The sequence below is a fragment of the Bifidobacterium boum genome, from assembly GCF_000741535.1.
In the GTDB taxonomy this organism is placed as follows: domain Bacteria; phylum Actinomycetota; class Actinomycetes; order Actinomycetales; family Bifidobacteriaceae; genus Bifidobacterium; species Bifidobacterium boum.
In genome coordinates this window covers 12,329-27,674 of record NZ_JGYQ01000015.1, presented here as the reverse complement: position 1 = coordinate 27,674, position 15,346 = coordinate 12,329, and the positions used below count along the sequence as shown (strand labels likewise).

The following is a 15,346-nucleotide window of genomic DNA, read 5'->3' as shown; positions in this document are numbered from 1 at the left end:
ATTACTGGATGACTTTTGTCTCCTCAAGCGTGTGCGCATACCAACGGTTGAATCGCATAACCGGCTTGCGGATTACGAGACCGACTAGCAGCGCGGGGATGAGGAACAACGCCAGTTTGCCCATGGCGATCCAGTATTCGTTGCCGTAGATTCCGGCGGTGGCGGCGCGCATGGCGGTGATGGAATGCGTGGCCGGCAGGAACGGGCTGATTTGTGTGGTGAAATGCGGCAGAATTTGCAACGGGTAGCCGCCGCCAGACCCGGAAATCTGCATGGCGAGCATGATGACGCCGATGGCTTTGCCGACATTGTAGAAGCTCACGACCATCGCGTACATGAAGAACGAGTACACCAGTGAACTCAACCATCCGGTGAGCATGAACAGCAGCGGGTGGACGGCGTGCACGCGCAGGAACAGCAGCGTGCCGCCGCATGAGAACGTGCTTTGCAGGAGTGCGAGCACTGCGAATACGCCGTAATGGCCGAAGAACAACACGTGCGGCTTCGGGTCGCCGAGTTCTTTGCGGATGCGTGACGACACCTGGGTTTTCAGGGTGACGGCCAGCAGCAGTGCGCCCACCCACAACGGGAGGAACGTGTAGAACGGCGTCAGTCCGGTGCCGAACGAACCGATGGGGAAGAGGGCTTTCCTGCTGACTTTGACAGGTGCGGCGAGTGAGGCGGCGAGGGTTTCCGGATTGTTGCCGAGAATACTGCGTACTTCGCTCATATCGCCGCTGTTGAGCGCTTGCGCGAGACTGTCATTGAGTTTGCTCAACCGTGTGCCGTTGTCGCGCAGCAGTGTGGCCGTGGAGGTCAGGACCTTGCGAATGCTGGTCAACGCGTCGCCCGCCGTCTGGGTGGTGGTGTCCAAATCGTTCAGCGTGGAATCCAGTGTGTCGGATCCACTGTCCAACGTCGTGCTCACGCTGGTGATGGAGTCGGTCAGTGAGGTGATTTGCGGTTTGAGTTCTTTCGTGTAGCTGGTTTTCAGGCCGCTGATCGCCTGTTGCGCTTGTTTGGCGAGTTTGGTGATGTCGTCGCGTTGCGATTCGGCGTTCGCCTTGCCCGAATCAACGGTGTCAGCGGCCGCGGTGATGGCGTCGCGGACTTTGGTCTGTGTGGCGATGGCGGTGTCGAGTCTGCCGAGCACCGCGTCACGTGCAGCGATGATACGGTCGTGCGCGGCCGTATCGGTCATGTCCGGCAGAGTGATTGAGGCGATGCTGTTTCTGAGCGACTGGAAGTCGGTGATCTGCTGGTTGATGATGTTGGCTTGGCTTCTCAGGCTTGCCGACGTGTCGGAAGCGCTGGCGCCCGCGTTGTCCAGCGTGGTCCCGATGGTGTCGGCGACCGCTTGGTAGCTGGAACTGCTGGTGTTGAACGCCCGGGTCAGGGCTTTGGACGAGGTGGTCATCGCCTCGGTGATGTCTTTGACGCCCTGCTTGGTGCCGCCTAAGGTGTCGTCGGCGTTTTTCGCGCTTACGGACAGGTTGTCAAGCAGCTGGTTTGAGCTGGACAGCAGGGATTGTGCGGTGCCGGTCAAGCCGGCAAATGTAGTGAGCATGGAGGAGGCGTCGTTCAGCTGTCCGGCCATATCGCCGATATTCGCGTTGAACGTGGTGAGCAGTTTGGTTGCCTTCGGGCTGTTCAGTTCGTTGGACAAGTCGCTGGCGACGCTGAGCGCGACGCTTGCGATGGTTTGCGCGAAGGTCCGGTTCACTTGGGCTGCTACCTGGTCGGCGCCTTGCCCGGTGATTTTCGGTGCGACCGCGTTGATTTTCTCGTTTGTGTAATACGTGAGTTTTGCGTGCCGAACGTCTTTGGAGAAGAACGTCATCATGTCTTTGCTGAAGCTGGATGGAATGATGACGGCTGCATAGTATTTGCCGGATTTCGCCCCGTCGATCGCATCATCTTTGCTGGTGATGGTCCAGTCAAGCTGGTCGTTGGAACGCAATGCGTTGACGACATTGTCGCCTACGGTGATCCGCACCGGTATCAGGTCGCTTTTGTAGCCTTTGTCGGTGTTCGCTACGGCGATTTTCAGCTGGTTGAGGTTGGCGAACGGATCCCATGCGGCGGCGACGTTGAACCATGTGAACAGGCCGGGGATAACCACCAGTCCGATCACGATGATGATGGTGACGACGTTGCTGAACATGCGGCGCATGTCCCCGATAAACAGTTTCCAAGCGGTTTTCATGCGGAGTGCCTTCCTGTGCGGGACTGCCGGTTGTTCTGCTCGTCGAGCAGGATCTGTTGGATCGCGGCTTCATCGAGGTTGCCGAGGCGTGTTTGCCGCTCGATGTTGTCTTTCAGCAGTTCGACGGTCATGAGGAAACCGATGATGAACAGAATCCACACCAGCCATATCACCATCGCGTTGACCTTGCTGCCCGGTGTCAGGACCGACAGCAGGACGGCGAGAATGACAGGAACGGCGATGCCGGCGACGAGGGCGGCTCGCAGCAGTTTCGGATACAGCAATGTGAATCGTGCCGCTCTGCGTTCGATGCGCTCACGGTATTCGTCACGTCCGGCGAGCACGCGGATGACCTGCGACAGTCCGTAGGCACGGCCCGGCATTTCGATGGTTTCGCTGATGACCATGTCGCTTTCTTCGAGCTGTCGGGTGAACAGCCGGTTGACGTTCGCGACTTTCGGACGCAGCCACAAGCCGAGGATGAAGAACGCGATGGCGAACAGCATCAGATGGCCCATATTCGTGAACCACTGGCCGTCGTAGAATCCAGCGATGCATTCGCGTAATGCCCCGATTGCATAGGTGAACGGGAACAGCCGGTAGACCGTGCGGAAGAAGCTCGGCATCATTTCGATCGGGTATAGGCCGGTGCCGCCCGGTATTTGCACGATGACCAGAGCGACGGCGATGCCTTTGCCGATATGCAGGAACGTGGTCGCCAGCGAGTAGATGATGCTGTGGTAGACCAGCGCCACGAGGATGCCGGTGGCCACGAAGGCGAACGGGTTGACGGTTTGCACGCCGAGCAGCATTTCGCCGACGGTTGTGGTGATGCCCTGGCCGGCGGCAAGGATCGCCAGCAGCATCCAGCGGCCCCAATAGCGTTGGCCTGCCGTCACGTTGTCGATGCCGTCGTCGTCGGCTTCGGTGCGCAGGATTACGGTGAGTGCGAACGCGCCCACCCATAGGGACAGCGCGGTGAACAGCGGCGCCATCGCGGAACCGTAGGAGTTCACCGGGTACAGGACTTTGGTGGACAGCACGGTTGGGGACAGCATGAAGTCGGAGATTTTCTTGGCGTCGAGCTTGCCGTTTTCCCCGAGGATGTTGCTCAGTGTGTTGGATGTGCTTAACGCGGTCAAATCGGTGGACAGGGAGTCGATTTTGCTGCGAAGCCGGTTCAGTCCGCCGTTCGCGTTGCTCAGTGCTGTTCGCGTGCTGGATGCGGCTTGGTCGAGCTGGTCGAGCACGGTGTTGGCTTGCGTGATTAGCGATCCCTGCCCGGTGATCAACGCGCTGAGTGACGCGCTGGTCGAGGACAGGGTGTTTAGGCCTCCGGTCAGCTGGGGCAGGGCTTGCGAGTTGATGGCGGCGCGTGCCTTGCCGGTGTTGCGCAGTGTGGTTTGTGTGGCGGTGTTCAGTGAATCCGAGGCTTTGGTGCCTGCAGCGACGGTGGTGTTGATGTCGCGATTGAGTTTGCTTAAATCGGCGATTGATTGTTGGAGTGCCTGATTGTGTTGTTGGAGCCGTTTGAGGGCGGCGGTGCTGGTGTCGGTGGTGATGCCGGCGTTGTTGAGGTCGGTGTTGAGCTCGGTGAGTTCGGCGATGATGGTGGCATTGGTGTCGCTGACATCCTGTGCGGTGCTGATGGCGGATTTGATGGAGCCGTTCGCATCGGTCAACGCTGTGCCGAGGGCCGCTACGGTGAGATTGGTTTGCGCGCTGGCTTGGGAGAGCAGGTTTGAGCCGTTGTCCAACGCAGTTGAGGATTGCGTGGCGAAGGCGGTGATGCCGGATTGTGTGCTGTTCAGCAACTGCGAGGCGGTGTTCAGGCCTGCTCCCGCCTGACTGCTCAGTTGCGTGGCGGTGCTGAGTGCCGACCGTGCGGCCGCGGTTTTCTGCGGTATTTGACTGAGTGTCGTGTCCAGATCATGCATGGTCGTGCTGATGGTGGACAGATTGTTCGACGTGGTTGCCAGGTTTTTGGCGACGCTCCCGCCCGCGTCGGAGGCTTGGGTTTCGATGGTATCTGCGGTTTTATTGACGATGTCGATGACCACTTTGCTGGCGGTGGATACGAAACTGCTGTTGATTTGCTGGTCGAGCGTGGTCGCACCGGTGTCGGTGACTTTGGTGGCTACGGAGTTGGATTTCTCGTTGACGTAGTAGTTGAGTTTCGGACGGCTCGACCCTCCTGTGGCGAGTGTTGCCAGCGAATCACTGAAATTCGAGGGGATGATGATCGCGGCGTAGGCGCGGCCGGATTCGACGCTGTCCATCGCTTCGCTTTCGCTCATGAACGTCCAGCCGATTTGCTTGTTGTCTTTCAGCTGGTCGATGACCTGCTTGCCGACGTTCATGTTGCCCATGACGGCGCTGTCGGTGCCTTTGTCGTTGTTGGCGACGGCCACTTTGATGCCGACGGTGTTGCCGTACGGGTTCCAGAATCCGCGCACGTTGAACCACGCGTACATGGGCGGGATGAAGCACAATCCGAAAGCAATCACCCAAGCGGTGGGGGCTTTGATCCAGCGCAGCAGATCGCGGCGCAGGATTCTCAATGCGTTTCTCATGTGTGGCCCCTTGTTCGGTTGATGGTACGCCAGTCATTGTAGAAGCGATACGTGACACGTAGCGCTACGAATGATGTAGCGTAATGGATGGGGCCGATGACTTCGCTGTCAGATTGTGGTTCCTGCGCATGTCGGTTTGGAGTGTCTAAATTCGATCGGGTGCAAGAAGGCAATGCCGCAGGATCGTTTCCGGACTCGTGATTTCACGAGGTGATCTGCATCGTATGGAAAGGATACCGGGAAAGTCGGTCATGCAAGACGGCGAATGGTTGGTGCGCGGTCATCGGGAACGTTGATTTTCTGCGGTTTTGTGTGTTGGAAGATAGCATGGTTTGATTCCCAGCGCCCCCGGACGCCTCCAGACGCGTGATTTCGCGCATGCATCTGTTCGGTGTGGAAAGGATACTCAAGCAAACGGCCGGCATCCGTCATCGTGGTATGACGAACGCCGGCCGTTCTCGGACGAGCGGCGGGATCCCTGAACCGGAATCCCGCCAGGCCCAATGATTCGCAATCACATGTTGTCGGCATCGTTGAAGATGCTGCTGAAATCGTATCCGTTGCCGGAAGAGTTCGACTCGCTGTTATCGCTGGAACTGCCTGACCGGCTGTTCCCGTTCGAGCTTCCGGGCATCATGCGCCCGTATCCGTAGGGTTGCACGGTTTGCTGTTGACGGCTGGGCATGGTCGCTCGCACGATGTATCCGCCCGCGAGACCGCCGATCAGGCCGCACAGCAGGGCCGCGATGGCCGCGCATGCGATGGTGCCCGCGTTGAGGCTGGCGAAGAATGCTTTGATTTTCGACGGTTTCTTCGGCGGCTTTTGTCCCATTGCCGGTGCGGGGTACGCTCCGGGGGCCACGTATGGATTGCGGTACGGAGGTTGCGGATACTGTCCGGCGGTGTATCCGTTGGGCTGCTCGGTGGCTCGGGCATCCGCGGGGACTCCTGAGCCCGTGGTGTTCCCGGTTGTTCCAGTACGTGCCGCGCCTGCCGCTGCGCCGGTCATGCCTGTTGCGCCGTCCGCCGTCTGATGCGGTTGCCCTTGCGGCGCTTGGCGTGCGTCGGCTGCCGGACGGGTGTGATGGTACGCCGGCTGCGGCTCCCCGCGATGCGTTGCCGCCCAATTCCAGCTGACCCCGTCGATTTCCTGCGGCTGCGTTGTGGCAGCGGATGGGGCCGCCGGCGTGGCCGCAGCGCTGGCGGTTCCGTTGGTGATGTTGTCTGCTGCTTGAGTAGCGCCTTCAGCGTGTGTATTCGCCGTTGAAGTCGTCTTGTCCTTGCTGATATGGTTCTCGGTCGCGTTCATCTGTGACTCCCTTCATCGTGCCGGCTATGTTGAATCCGGCGCACCGGTTGCGGTGCGATGTGCTGCTGTTGGTTCAAGATAACCGCGTCAACCCTCGCGGGCACTGCGAAATACCGTGCGGGCAGCCAAGAATCCGCGCATAACATGCTGCTGAATCCTTGAATGATTCCTGAAAGCGCCGCTGGATGCTACGGTGGAGGAGACGTGGGGCTGCGTCCGGCGACCGTGTGATGCCGGCTGTCGCTCGCACACGCACGATGGACAACGGAGGCCGATATGGCACAGACAACACCTATCCCGCAATCGCAGGACGATGCGGATATCGTCGCTCCCATCGTCGCCGAACAGACCGCGGATGATGCGACCCGTGCAGCGATCGTCGAGCAACTGGCCGAAACTGAATCGGCTGACAAAGACGATAACACCCGGCAGGTTCTGCCCTTCATCACCCGCCTCTACGGCGGCCTAGTCATGCTGCTTGGCGTATGTACCATCCCGCTGATCATCTACGAACTTGCATACGGAATCCGCCAGGTCCTTGACGGCAACGTCACGATTGACGCGCTTGCCCTGCCGTTCATCCTTTCCTGTGTTGAAGTGGTGGTGCTAATCGCCAATGCTGCCTGTATGGCGGTGTTCGGTGTGCAACTGTTGCGCAGCCATCGCCGGCATGCCGCCCGGTGGGCGTATGCGCTCATGCCGCTCACGCTCGCGCATGGCATGCTGTCGCTTGCGTTGGAAGGGTTCGGTCAGAATCTGCTCGGGCCGTTCGTGCAGATGGCCATCCTGGTCGCCCTGTCGGTGACGCTTGATCCGGCACTGCTTCAGGAACGTCAACTGCAATGGCATCTCAAACGTATGGATGAGCATGACGCGTACAACAGGGCCGTCCAAGCGGATATGCTCGGCCGCGATCAGAGCGGCAAAGGCTATATTTCCCTTGATTTCTTCAATATTTTCTGGCTGTTCGTCGTCGGCTGCGTGGTGGGGCTGGCTATCGAGACCGTGTATCACTTCGTACTCGTCCACGAATATCAGGATCGTGCAGGCCTGCTGTGGGGCCCGTTCTCTCCGATTTATGGTTGCGGTGCGGTGATTTTGACGGTGTGCTTGAACCGGTTGTGGCGTAAGAATCCGGTGGTGATTTTCTTGGCGAGCGCGGTGATCGGCGGCGCGTTCGAATTCTTCGTCAGCTGGTTCATGGAGGCGGCGTTCGGTATCACCGCATGGGATTACACCGGTCAATGGTTGTCGATCGGCGGTCGCACATCGGGCAAGTACATGGTGTTCTGGGGCTTGCTGGGGCTGGCGTGGATCAAGTTCGTGCTGCCGTACTTGTTGCGGTTGATCAACCGGATTCCTTGGCAGGTCAGGTATTCGTTGACTGCGGTGTGCGCGGCGCTGATGCTGGTTGATATTGTGATGACGCTGATGGCGTTGGATTGTTGGTATAGCCGCGTTTCCGGCGTGCCGCAGAGTGCGCCGATCTCGCAGTTCTTCGCCGAGCATTTCAACGACGCGTATATGCAGCACCGGTTCCAGACGATGACCATCGATCCGTCGAAGTCCGGGCGTATTGCCTGACTTCGACGGATCTGGGGGCTGTGGGTTCCGCGAGTCGCGCAGTGGCCTCTCGCGCGTGCCTGGAGCATGTCCGAAGACAGCCGATGGCGCATCCGGGGACACGATTGCTCCGGACGCGCCATCGGTTGAGGGTTGACGAGACGGATTCCGACTTTCGTACTCCGGCCTAGAAATCCCAATCGTCGTCGTCGGTTTCCTCGGCCTTGCCCATTACATAGGACGAGCCTGACCCGGAGAAGAAATCGTGGTTCTCATTCGCCGAGGGTGACAGCGCGGCCAGGATTTCCGGGCTTACCTGCGTCTCCTCTGCGGCGAACCGTGTGGGGTAGCCGAGGTTCATAAGCGCCTTGTTCGCGTTGTATCGCACGAAGGCAAGCACGTCGGGCAGGAAGTCGAAGCCCGCATACACGTCTTCGGAATACTCGATCTCCAGCTCGTAGAGGCGCTCGAGCAGATCCATCGTGAAGTCGCGCAGCATCCGCTGGTCTTCGGCGCTGCGGGTTTCAAGGCCGCGCTGGAACTTGTAGCCCGAATAGTACCCGTGGATCGCTTTGTCTCGCAGGATGAGACGAATCATATCAGCGGTGTTCATCATGGTGCCGCGCGCCGCGAAATACAGCGGCAGATAGAAGCCCGCGTACAACAGCAACGACGACAGCAGCGTAGCGGCGACCTTGCGTTTGAGCGGGTCGTCGCTCTCATACTGTTCGAGCACCGTGTCGACACGCTCCTGCAGGATGTCGTTGCCCACGGCCCAACGGTACGCCTCATCGATCTGCTCACTGGAGCACAGCGTGGAGAAAATCGACGAATACGAACGCGCATGAATGGACTGCATGAACGCGATATTCGTGTACACGGCCTGCTCATGTTCGGTGCGCGCATGCTCGATCTGGCAGATCTCGCCGATGGTGGCCTGCGTGGTGTCGAGCAGCGTGAGCCCCGTGAACACGCGCACAGTAGTGATGCGCTCGCGCTCGCTGAGCGCACGCCAGTCGGGCACGTCGTTTGACAGCGGCACTTTCTCCGGCAGCCAGAAATTGGCGACGAGACGGTTCCACACCTCGAGGTCTTTGTCATCCTCGATGCGGTTCCAGTTGATAGGGCGCACGCGCGAACCGTGATGGTAGCGGTATTGCGCCGGGGAGATGGAGGCGGCCATCATCGCGTCATCGGCGATGCGGACAGTGCGGGGTGTCGTGGATGCAATGGAAGTGATGTCGGTCATGATGTTCCTTCGACGGGTTGACGAGTGGATGATGGTTCGGGCCGGATGATTGCCGGTATCGCTGAATACGTTGGATTCGCCGTCTCACAGCATGCAGCTGACGCAGCCCTCGACATCGGTGCCTTCGAGCGCCTGCTGGCGGATGCGGATGTAATACAGCGTCTTGATCCCCTTGCGCCACGCGTAGATCTGCGCCTTGTTGAGGTCTCGGGTCGTGGCGGTGTCGGGGAAGAACAGCGTGAGCGACAGGCCCTGGTCCACATGCTTCGTGGCTTCGGCGTAGGTGTCGATGATCGCCTTCCAGCCGATGGTGTACGCGTCTTCGAACATGTCGAGATTCTCGTTGTTCATGTACGGTGCCGGATAATACACGCGGCCGGTCTTGCCTTCCTTGCGGATTTCGATGCGTGCGGCGATCGGGTGGATCGAACTCGTGGAATGGTTGATATACGAGATCGACCCGGTCGGCGGTACGGCTTGCAAGTAGGCGTTGTAGATGCCGTCACGCAGTATTTCGGTTTGCAGTTCACGCCAATCGTCGGCGGAGGGGATGGCCACGCCGAAGCGGGCGAACAACTTGCGCACGGTATCGGTCCGCGGCTCGGTGCGATACGTGCCATCCACGTAGCGGTCGAAATAGTTGCCCTCGCCGGCCGGGCGGGCGTACACGCTGTCCTCGAACCCGGTGAACCGTACACCGCGTTCAACGGAGATCGCATGCGATGTGCGGTACGCGTGATAGGCGACCATCATGAAATACATATCCGTGAAATCAAGTGCCTCATCGCTGCCATACCTCAGCCCCTCACGGCCAAGGAAGCCATGCAGGTTCATCTGCCCCAGACCGATGGCGTGGCTTTCCTCATTGCCGCGGCGGACGGACGGCACACAATCCAATCGCGTATGGTCGCTGACCGCCGTCAGCGCACGCACCGCGGTTTCGACACTGCCGGCAAGCCCGCCGTCCATCGCCTTCGCGATATTGAGCGAACCCAGATTGCAGGAGATATCGCGGCCGACATGTTCGTAGCCGAGGTCCTCGCGGTAGGTGCTCGGCTCCTGCACTTGCAGGATTTCGGAGCACAGGTTGCTCATGGTCACTCGGCCCTTGATCGGGTTCGCACGGTTCACGGTGTCCTCAAACAGCATGTACGGGTATCCGGATTCGAACTGCAATTCAGCAAGCGTCATGAAGAATTCACGCGCATCGATATACGTTTTGTGGATGCGGTCATCCGCCAGCATCTCGTCATAGTGTTCCGTGACCGAAATATCGGCGAAGGGCACACCATAGACACGCTCCACATCGTACGGGCTGAACAGGGCCATGCGTTCGCGACGCTTGGCCAGCTCGAAAGTGATATCCGGAATCACCACGCCGAGGGCCAGCGATTTGATGCGGATCTTCTCATCCGCGTTCTCGCGTTTCGTGTCGAGGAACCGCATGATATCGGGGTGATGCGCGTTGAGATACACTGCTCCGGCACCCTGGCGCGCCCCCAGCTGGTTCGCGTAGCTGAACGAATCCTCTAGCAGTTTCATAACCGGCACCACGCCGCTCGACTGGTGTTCGATGCGTTTGATCGGGGCGCCCGCCTCGCGCAGGTTCGTCAGCAGGAGTGCCACACCGCCGCCACGCTTCGACAATTGCAACGCCGCGTTGATGCCTCGTGAAATCGACTCCATATTGTCTTCGATGCGCAGCAGGAAGCAGCTCACCGCCTCGCCGCGCTGGGCCTTGCCAAGATTCAGGAAGGTCGGCGTGGCTGGCTGGTAGCGGCCGGAAATGATGGCGTCCGCATATTCGATCGCGCGCTGTTCGTCACCGTCCGCAAGCTCCAACGCGACGGCGGCGCAACGCTGCGGGAAATCCTCCAGATACTGTGAGCCGTCGAAGGTCTTCAACGCGTAGGACGCATAGAATTTGAACGCCCCAAGGAAGGTTTCGAAGGTGAAGCCTTGGTGTTCTACGTGGTCGTAGAAGCTGTCCAGAAAATCATCCGAATAGCGGTCAAAGATGCGATGGTCGTAATAGTTGTTGTCCAGCAGATACGCGAGGCGCTCGCGGGTGGAGGTGAATCGCATGGTATGCGGCTCCACCTGGTCGCGCATATACGCGTCGACGGCCTGATGGTCGGCGTCGAAGCGGATGCGGCCGTTGTCGTCGTAGAGGTTGAGCATCGCGTTGAGCGCGTGATAGTCGGGGGCCGCCTGCGGGATGGCGAACTGGGGTGAAGTGGCGGTTGCGGTCATGATTGGCCTTTCTGGTCGATGTGATTCAGCGTGATGTCGTTGCGGGTGTTGGGATTGGGGCTCAGACGGTTCTGCCATCCGAAAGCCGCAGGAAGAAGTCGCGTAATCCTTCTCGGACCTTGCGCATGTCTTCGGGTGTGCCGGTCAGCTCGAAGGAATACAGGAACGGCACGTGGCATTTCGCGGCGATCACGTCGCCCGCCGCACAGAACGCGTCGCCGAAATTCGTGTTGCCTGACGCGATGACCCCGCGCAGCAGCCGGCGGTTGCCGCGGTCATTGAGAAAACGGCGTACCTGCGGCGGCAGGGCTTTCGAGATGTCACCGCCGCCATACGTCGGCACGACGATCACGAACGGTTCGTCGACGACGAGCGGGCCGTCCTTCGGGCGCAAGGGGATGCGGTAGACGTTGAGCCCGGCTTCGGGCAGGTGGCAGTTCTTGATGAACCTCGCGGTGTTTTCCGACGCGGAGGAGAAGTACGCGACCGCGCCGATATGGGCGGCGGTGGCGCTTGATTCCGGGGTATTCGGAAGGCGTGCCGGGATTGGGGCGGCTGGGGTTGCTGTGGCGGCCTCGGGTGTAGCCGGCTGTGTGGCCGACTCCGGTGTTGTCGGTGCCTGCGCTGGTGCTGCCGGTGTTATGGATGCGTCGGTCATGCCTGATTCCCGACGGCGGCGAGTGATGTGCGCGAGGGGGTGAGCGCCTCAGCGAGCTCATCGATGAGATCCGGCCGGTAACCCGACCATGACGCGTCCGGCGTGATCACGACAGGCGCCTGTCGGTATCCGGCGTGTACCAGTTGGGCGAGCGTTTCCGGGTTTTCGCTCAAATCAACGGTTTCGAATGTGATGCCGCGCTCGTTCAGCCGGCGTTTGGTCGCCTCGCATTGCTGGCATTGCGGTTTGGTAAACACGGTGACGGTCATGGATCCTCCTCGCTGTGGTTGCTGCTGTTGCTGCGGTTGCGTTGTCCGGAACAGTAACGCTACACGACCAAACGGAAACGAAAAACCACCACAATTAGTGGCGTGTTGAGCGTGTCGCCACTACATCTAGTGATGTGCGGGGGTCGTTCAACATAGTCGGCAGAACGGTTCCGGGGTGCGTGAGGACGTTGTCGATTCCAATCTGAGCGGTGGATGAAATGTGAGGTATCCGACAAATACGCCATCCGGACTTGACAGGTCACAGCACACACTGGAACCGACCGCGATGTCGCTCAGGGCGTATTCGTGAAACGGTCCCGACGCTCCGCCCAAGGCTCGCGATAGACTGGCAGCTAGCGTAGGCGGCGGATTCGCCGCGCTTGTATTACCAAACGTGTCATTGGACTTGGGAAAGGTAACGTAATGGCCGTAGAAGCTACAGCAAACATCGGCGTCGTCGGACTGGCGGCAATGGGCTCTAACCTCGCCCGCAACCTGGCGCATCACGGGAACACCGTCGCCGTGTACAACCGGCATTACGAGCGCACGGAAAAGCTCATCAACGAGCACGGCAACGAAGGCAAGTTCGTGCCCGCGAAAACCATTGAGGAGTTCGTCGCTTCGCTCAAGCGTCCGCGCACCGCGATCATCATGGTCAAAGCGGGCGGCCCGACCGACGCGGTGATCAACGAGCTCGCCGACGCCATGGAGCCGGGCGACATCATCGTCGACGGCGGCAACTCCTACTTCGAGGACACCATCCGCCGCGAGAAGGAGATTCGCGCTCGCGGTCTTCACTTCGTCGGCTGCGGTGTGTCCGGCGGCGAGGAAGGCGCGCTCAACGGCCCGTCCCTCATGCCCGGCGGCACTGAGGAATCCTGGAAGACTCTCGGACCGATCCTCAAGTCCATCGCGGCTGTCGCTGAAGGTGAACCGTGCGTTACGCATATCGGCGAGAACGGTGCCGGCCACTTCGTCAAGATGGTCCACAACGGCATCGAATACGCGGACATGCAGCTCATTGCGGAAAGCTACGATCTCATGCACCGCGGGCTCGGCATGGACGCCGCTGAGATTGGCGACGTGTTCGAGGAGTGGAACAAGACCGAACTGAACTCGTATCTGATTGAAATCACCGCCGAGGTGCTGCATCAGGTTGACGCGAAGACCGGCAAGGCGCTGGTGGACGTGATCGTTGACCGTGCGGGCATGAAGGGCACTGGCACGTGGACTGTGCAGACCGCGCTGTCGCTTGCGATTCCGGTGACGGGCATCGCCGAAGCGGTATTCGCGCGCGGACTGTCCGGCATGACCGAGCAGCGTGCCGAAGCGCAGAAGCAGCATCTCGCCGGTCCTGAGCAGAAGCTTGATGTCGCGCCGGCTGAGCGTGCCGCGTTCATCGAGGACATTCGCCACGCGCTGTACGCTTCGAAGATCGTCGCTTATGCGCAGGGCTTCGACGAGATTCAGGCCGGTGCCAAGGAGTACGGCTGGAATATTGATCTCGCCGCAGTGGCGCGTATCTGGCGTGGCGGCTGCATCATCCGCGCGCAGTTCCTCAACCGTGTGGCTGAGGCGTTCGAATCCGGCGAGGCTGATATTTCGCTGCTGTTCGCTCCGTATTTCAAGGATGCGATCGCCAAGGCGCAGGATTCATGGCGTCGCGTGGTTGCCAAGGCTACACTGAACGGCATGCCGACCCCGGCGTTCGCCAGCTCGCTGTCTTACTATGACGGCCTGCGTTCCGACCGTCTGCCTGCCGCCCTGATTCAGGGCCAGCGCGACTACTTCGGCGCGCACACTTACGGCCGCATCGACGAGCCAGGCGCCTTCCACACGTTGTGGGCCGAACCCGGCCGTCCCGAAATCACTGCGTGATTTCAGGACGGTAGGCACGGCCCGGTGGGCCGTGCCTAGGGTTCGGCTGCGGCGCGCGATAGTGCGCGCCGCAGTAAATATTGAGCCCGGCCGTAGGTCGGTCAATAATTGCAGGGCCGGAGGCGAGCCCGGCCGTCCCGAAATCACTGCGTGATTTCAGCCGGGCCGCGCCCTTGCAAATCAGATGCCCCAAACTGGTTACGCTGACGAGTCTCTCAGCGTAACCAGTTTGTGTAATTGGGGGCTCGTGCATATCGGCGGCTGCGTTGTCTTGATGTCGTTTTGCCTGCTGAACGTTGGCTGGCCCGGGAGTTTATGCTGATAGACCTTGTCGTGCCCTAATCTCCCAGATTCTGCGGGAGTTTATGCTGATTTCGGTAATTCCTCACTAAACTCCCGTGCCGGACGCGGGAGTTTACGAGAATCCGGCATTCTCATGCATGATTTCCCAACAAGAACGTTGGAATTCCGCGATTCTCAAAAATCGGCCTCAAAGCCGTTTTGGGGAGAACTCCGCCAGATTCATGCTTTCGCGCTAAACTCCCATGCACATCCGTGAGTTTGCTGCCCTCGAGACGATTCATAACAGAACTCCCGCGTCGGTCTTGGCAATTTGTCCAGCCGCATCCCGTTCCAGTACAGGGCGCTCGATGTCCAGCAGCCAATCTCAATAATCCCAATATCTTTCGATTCCGCCCCCTCGCCGCGAGATGTTTAGAGAAAAGTCTAAACATCTCGCGTCTGAACGCCATCCGACGGACTATTGCAGATTCCGCGCCCATGCCGTCGCAAACGCATATCCCGAAATCGTTGGAATTCCGCGGTTTTTATAGAATCGGTCGCGCAGGCGGACATCCCGATTCCTCAATTTCTTCAGGAATCTGTCTTTTCCGCCGAGTTTTCCAGACTGAAATCTGAAAAAACTCGTGATTTGTGCCTTCTGAATCGAGATGTTGAGATTTTCCCAAAGTGGCTGCCGCAAACTGACAGTGCTCATTGTCCTGTCAGTGCAGCCAGTTTGCGGAATGGAAGACGTGTGCGGAGAGCAGCGCGCGGCGGTGCATAGTCCCCATGATTGGTAGCCGTCCGCGGCTACTCCAGCGGTGTGCAATCCCACTGGTCGGCGCGCGGGATGGTCCGCAGGCTGCGCGAACTGACGATTAGCAGCATACTGACGAGCATCACCGCCCAGAACACCAGCATCGTCTTGCTGAATCCGAAAGCGGGCAGCAGACTTCCGGCCGTCGCCGAGCAGAACGCGGACAGTGCTTGAGCTGGCACGGTAAGCGTCACGGTGATACGCCCCTGCATTGTGTCGGGCGTCTTGCCGAAGATGAACCCGAGTTGCAGCGCGTTGATGATCGGGAACGGCAGACACATCACGGCGT

9 protein-coding genes are annotated in these 15,346 nt (G+C 59.7%); 2 read left to right on the top strand and 7 right to left on the bottom strand.

All coding sequences use genetic code 11. From position 1 onward, the window contains the following. Position 1 precedes the first annotated feature (1 nt). From BBOU_RS04940 to BBOU_RS04930, 3 genes are all read right to left on the bottom strand, one after another. Positions 2 to 2,206, bottom strand: a complete 2,205-nt coding sequence (locus BBOU_RS04940; protein WP_026503136.1) for a YhgE/Pip domain-containing protein — start codon at positions 2,204 to 2,206, stop codon at positions 2 to 4. Continuing rightward, a complete protein-coding gene (locus BBOU_RS04935; protein ID WP_026503137.1) occupies positions 2,203 to 4,779 on the bottom strand; it encodes a YhgE/Pip domain-containing protein in 2,577 nt (858 codons plus the stop codon). The genes BBOU_RS04940 and BBOU_RS04935 overlap by 4 nt, the downstream gene beginning before the upstream one ends. Positions 4,780 to 5,293: 514 nt before the next feature. Further along, on the bottom strand, positions 5,294 to 6,088 hold the full coding sequence (locus tag BBOU_RS04930; RefSeq protein ID WP_026503138.1) for a hypothetical protein: 795 nt from the start codon (positions 6,086 to 6,088) through the stop codon (positions 5,294 to 5,296). 276 nt (positions 6,089 to 6,364) lie between these two features. Here BBOU_RS04930 and BBOU_RS04925 point away from each other — a divergent pair, with 276 nt between their 5' ends. Beyond that, positions 6,365 to 7,672 carry a putative ABC transporter permease gene (locus BBOU_RS04925; RefSeq protein WP_026503139.1) on the top strand — a complete coding sequence of 436 codons (1,308 nt, stop codon included), beginning with the start codon at positions 6,365 to 6,367 and terminating at the stop codon, positions 7,670 to 7,672. Positions 7,673 to 7,838: 166 nt separating this feature from the next. Here the strand turns inward: BBOU_RS04925 and nrdF are convergent, their stop codons facing one another. From nrdF to nrdH, 4 genes are all read right to left on the bottom strand, one after another. Next, positions 7,839 to 8,834 carry a class 1b ribonucleoside-diphosphate reductase subunit beta gene (gene nrdF, locus BBOU_RS04920; protein ID WP_051616825.1) on the bottom strand — a complete coding sequence of 332 codons (996 nt, stop codon included), beginning with the start codon at positions 8,832 to 8,834 and terminating at the stop codon, positions 7,839 to 7,841. 150 nt (positions 8,835 to 8,984) lie between these two features. Further along, positions 8,985 to 11,153 (bottom strand): class 1b ribonucleoside-diphosphate reductase subunit alpha, encoded by a 2,169-nt coding sequence (gene nrdE / locus BBOU_RS04915; protein ID WP_026503141.1) that lies wholly within the window; start codon positions 11,151 to 11,153, stop codon positions 8,985 to 8,987. Positions 11,154 to 11,214: 61 nt separating this feature from the next. Then, positions 11,215 to 11,811, bottom strand: coding sequence for a class Ib ribonucleoside-diphosphate reductase assembly flavoprotein NrdI (nrdI, locus tag BBOU_RS04910; RefSeq protein WP_051616818.1), 597 nt, complete (start codon positions 11,809 to 11,811; stop codon positions 11,215 to 11,217). Further along, a complete protein-coding gene (gene nrdH, locus BBOU_RS04905; RefSeq protein ID WP_026503143.1) occupies positions 11,808 to 12,080 on the bottom strand; it encodes a glutaredoxin-like protein NrdH in 273 nt (90 codons plus the stop codon). Before nrdH ends, nrdI begins: the two co-directional genes overlap by 4 nt. Positions 12,081 to 12,503: 423 nt before the next feature. Between nrdH and gnd the strand changes: the two genes are divergently transcribed. Further along, positions 12,504 to 13,958 (top strand): NADP-dependent phosphogluconate dehydrogenase, encoded by a 1,455-nt coding sequence (gene gnd / locus BBOU_RS04900; protein ID WP_033490244.1) that lies wholly within the window; start codon positions 12,504 to 12,506, stop codon positions 13,956 to 13,958. The last annotated feature ends 1,388 nt before the right edge of the window (positions 13,959 to 15,346 follow it).

What these genes read in the sequence shown, in the direction of transcription:
- BBOU_RS04940 (WP_026503136.1), bottom strand. Translation starts at nt 2,206, where the DNA reads ATGAAAACCGCTTGGAAACTGTTTATCGGGGACATGCGCCGCATGTTC.
- BBOU_RS04935 (WP_026503137.1), bottom strand. Translation starts at nt 4,779, where the DNA reads ATGAGAAACGCATTGAGAATCCTGCGCCGCGATCTGCTGCGCTGGATC.
- BBOU_RS04930 (WP_026503138.1), bottom strand. Translation starts at nt 6,088, where the DNA reads ATGAACGCGACCGAGAACCATATCAGCAAGGACAAGACGACTTCAACG.
- BBOU_RS04925 (WP_026503139.1), top strand. Translation starts at nt 6,365, where the DNA reads ATGGCACAGACAACACCTATCCCGCAATCGCAGGACGATGCGGATATC.
- nrdF (WP_051616825.1), bottom strand. Translation starts at nt 8,834, where the DNA reads ATGGCCGCCTCCATCTCCCCGGCGCAATACCGCTACCATCACGGTTCG.
- nrdE (WP_026503141.1), bottom strand. Translation starts at nt 11,153, where the DNA reads ATGACCGCAACCGCCACTTCACCCCAGTTCGCCATCCCGCAGGCGGCC.
- nrdI (WP_051616818.1), bottom strand. Translation starts at nt 11,811, where the DNA reads ATGACCGACGCATCCATAACACCGGCAGCACCAGCGCAGGCACCGACA.
- nrdH (WP_026503143.1), bottom strand. Translation starts at nt 12,080, where the DNA reads ATGACCGTCACCGTGTTTACCAAACCGCAATGCCAGCAATGCGAGGCG.
- gnd (WP_033490244.1), top strand. Translation starts at nt 12,504, where the DNA reads ATGGCCGTAGAAGCTACAGCAAACATCGGCGTCGTCGGACTGGCGGCA.